The following is a 2596-nucleotide window of genomic DNA, read 5'->3' on the forward strand; positions in this document are numbered from 1 at the left end:
GACGCGGTCGTCGGACGACGCGGACGTAGGACGCGTAAGGGGCGCCCCCGGGTTCGCGGGGGCGCCCCTTTCGGCTGCGCGCCGGTCAGTCGGCGTAGCTGGGGAGCATGCGCTCGTGGGCCTCGCGGAGCTCCGACAGGCTGATGCTGAACAGCTCCTGCTGGTCGCCGTCCTGGCCGCGTCCCGTCACGTGGAGGGCGTCGCCGCCCGCCACGCCGAGCTGGGCCACGGGGACGCCCGCGGACTCGCAGAGGGCCGCCAGGCGGCTCTCCGCGCCCGGGGTGACCACGACCATGGCGCGGGCCACCGACTCGCTGAACAGCGTCACGAACGGGTCGCCCGGCAGCGTGATGCGGGCGCCGAGGCCGCCGCGCAGGCACGACTCGACGAGGGTCTGCGACAGGCCGCCGTCCGACAGGTCGTGCACGGCCGTGACCAGCCCGTCCCGGATGGCGCTGACCATGACGGACGCCAGCGCCGCCTCCGCCTTCAGGTCGACCAGCGGCGGCAGGCCGCCCAGGTGCCCGTAGACGACGTGCGCCCACTCCGAGCCGCCGAACTCCTCGCGCGTCTCGCCGAGCAGCGCGATCGTGGCGCCGTCGGTGGTCAGCGACATGTTCACCCGGCGGCGGACGTCGTCGTGGACGCCCAGGACGCCGATCACCGGCGTCGGGTTGATCGGGACGTCGCCCGTCTGGTTGTAGAAGCTGACGTTGCCGCCCGTGACCGGGATGCCCAGGTACTGGCAGCCGTCCGCCAGGCCCTCGACCGCCCGCGCGAACTGCCACATGACGCCCGGGTCCTCCGGGGAGCCGAAGTTGAGGCAGTTGGTGACGGCCAGGGGACGCGCCCCGGTCGCCGCGACGTTGCGGTACGCCTCGCTCAGGGCGAGCTGGGCGCCGGAGTACGGGTCGAGGCGCGTGTAGCGGCCGTTGCCGTCCAGGGAGAGCGCGATGCCCAGCCCGGACTCGTCGTCGACGCGCACCACGCCCGCGTTCTCCGGCATCGCCGAGACGGTGTTGCCGAGCACGTACCGGTCGTACTGCGACGTCACCCACGTCTTGCTGGCCAGGTTCGGGGACCCGGCCAGCCACAGGACCGTCCGGCGCAGCTCCTCGCCGTTGGACGGGCGCGTGAGCCGCCCCGGCGTGTCGGCCTGCAGGGCGCCGAGGTCCTGCGGGGGCTGGAGCGGGCGGTTGTAGACCGGGCCCTCGTCGACGGCCGTGACCGGCGGGATGTCGACGATCGTCTCGCCCCGCCACGTCATCACCAGGCGGCGCGTGTCGGTGACCTGGCCGATGACCGTCGCCGGGATCTCCCAGCGCTCGCAGATCTCCATGAAGCGGTCGACCTTGCCGGGCTCGACCACCGCCATCATGCGCTCCTGCGACTCGCTCATGAGGATCTCCTCGGGGAGGAGCGTCTCGTCGCGGAGCGGGACGGCGTCCAGGTCGACGTGCATGCCGCCGGTGCCGGCCGCGGCCAGCTCCGTCGTCGCGCACGACACGCCGGCGGCGCCGAGGTCCTGGATGCCGACCACGAGGTCCTCGTTGAACAGCTCCAGGCAGCACTCGATGAGGAGCTTCTCCATGAACGGGTCGCCCACCTGGACCGACGGCCGCTTCTGGTGCGACTCGTCGTCGAACGTGGCCGACGCGAGGACGGACGCGCCGCCGATGCCGTCCGGCCCGGTGAGGGCGCCGAACAGGATCACCTTGTTGCCGGGGCCGGGGGCCGCGGCGCGCTTGATGTCCTCGTGCTTCATCACGCCGACGCACAGCGCGTTCACGAGCGGGTTCTGCTCGTAGCAGGCGTCGAAGACGGTCTCACCGCCGATGTTGGGCAGGCCCAGGGAGTTCCCGTAGCCGCCCACGCCCGCCACCACACCGGGCAGGACGCGCTGGGTGTCGGGGGCGTCCGCCGGGCCGAAACGGAGCGAGTCCATGACGGCGATGGGACGGGCCCCCATCGACATGATGTCGCGCACGATCCCGCCGACGCCCGTCGCGGCGCCCTGGTACGGCTCCACGTAGGACGGGTGGTTGTGCGACTCCACCTTGAAGGTGACCGCCCAGCCGTGGCCGATGTCCACGACACCGGCGTTCTCCCCCATGCCGACGAGGAGCTTGTCGGTCTTCGGGGCCTTGTCGCCGAACTGGCGCAGGTGCACCTTGGAGCTCTTGTAGGAGCAGTGCTCGCTCCACATGACGGAGTAGATCGCCAGCTCCGCCGACGTTGGACGGCGCCCGAGGATGTGCCGGACGCGCCGGTACTCCTCGTCGTTCATCCCCAGCTCGGCGTACGGCTGCGCACGCTCGGGGGTGGCGGCGGCGATGGCGACGGTGTCGGTGCCGTGGCCGGCCGGGCCGGACCCCTCGATCGCGGGCATTGGACCTGTCCCCCGCGCCAAGGGCTGCGGGCCGGCGGCGGTCTCGACCGTCGGGATCGGGCCGGTGCCGGGACCGAGCGCGGGCTGGGGGCCGGTGCCCGGGCCGACGGCCGGCTGCGGACCGGTGCCGTGGCCCACGCGGGGCTGCGGGCCCGTCCCGCGGCCTTCGGCGCGCACGGGCAGCAGCGGGCCGGTGTTGACGACGGG

General features: G+C 73.3%; 1 protein-coding gene. It reads right to left on the bottom strand.

The window, feature by feature from the left end:
• Positions 1-85: 85 nt before the first annotated feature.
• The gene (gene purL / locus ACIWVC_RS27405) at positions 86-2389 is read right to left on the bottom strand and encodes a phosphoribosylformylglycinamidine synthase subunit PurL (RefSeq protein ID WP_396445592.1); all 2304 of its coding nucleotides are present in this window, start codon (positions 2387-2389) and stop codon (positions 86-88) included.
• Positions 2390-2596 lie beyond the last annotated feature (207 nt).

Source organism: Actinomadura sp. (assembly GCF_044508335.1).
In the GTDB taxonomy this organism is placed as follows: Bacteria; Actinomycetota; Actinomycetes; order Streptosporangiales; family Streptosporangiaceae; genus Spirillospora.

What these genes read in the sequence shown, in the direction of transcription:
- purL (WP_396445592.1), bottom strand. Translation starts at nt 2,389, where the DNA reads ATGCCCGCGATCGAGGGGTCCGGCCCGGCCGGCCACGGCACCGACACC.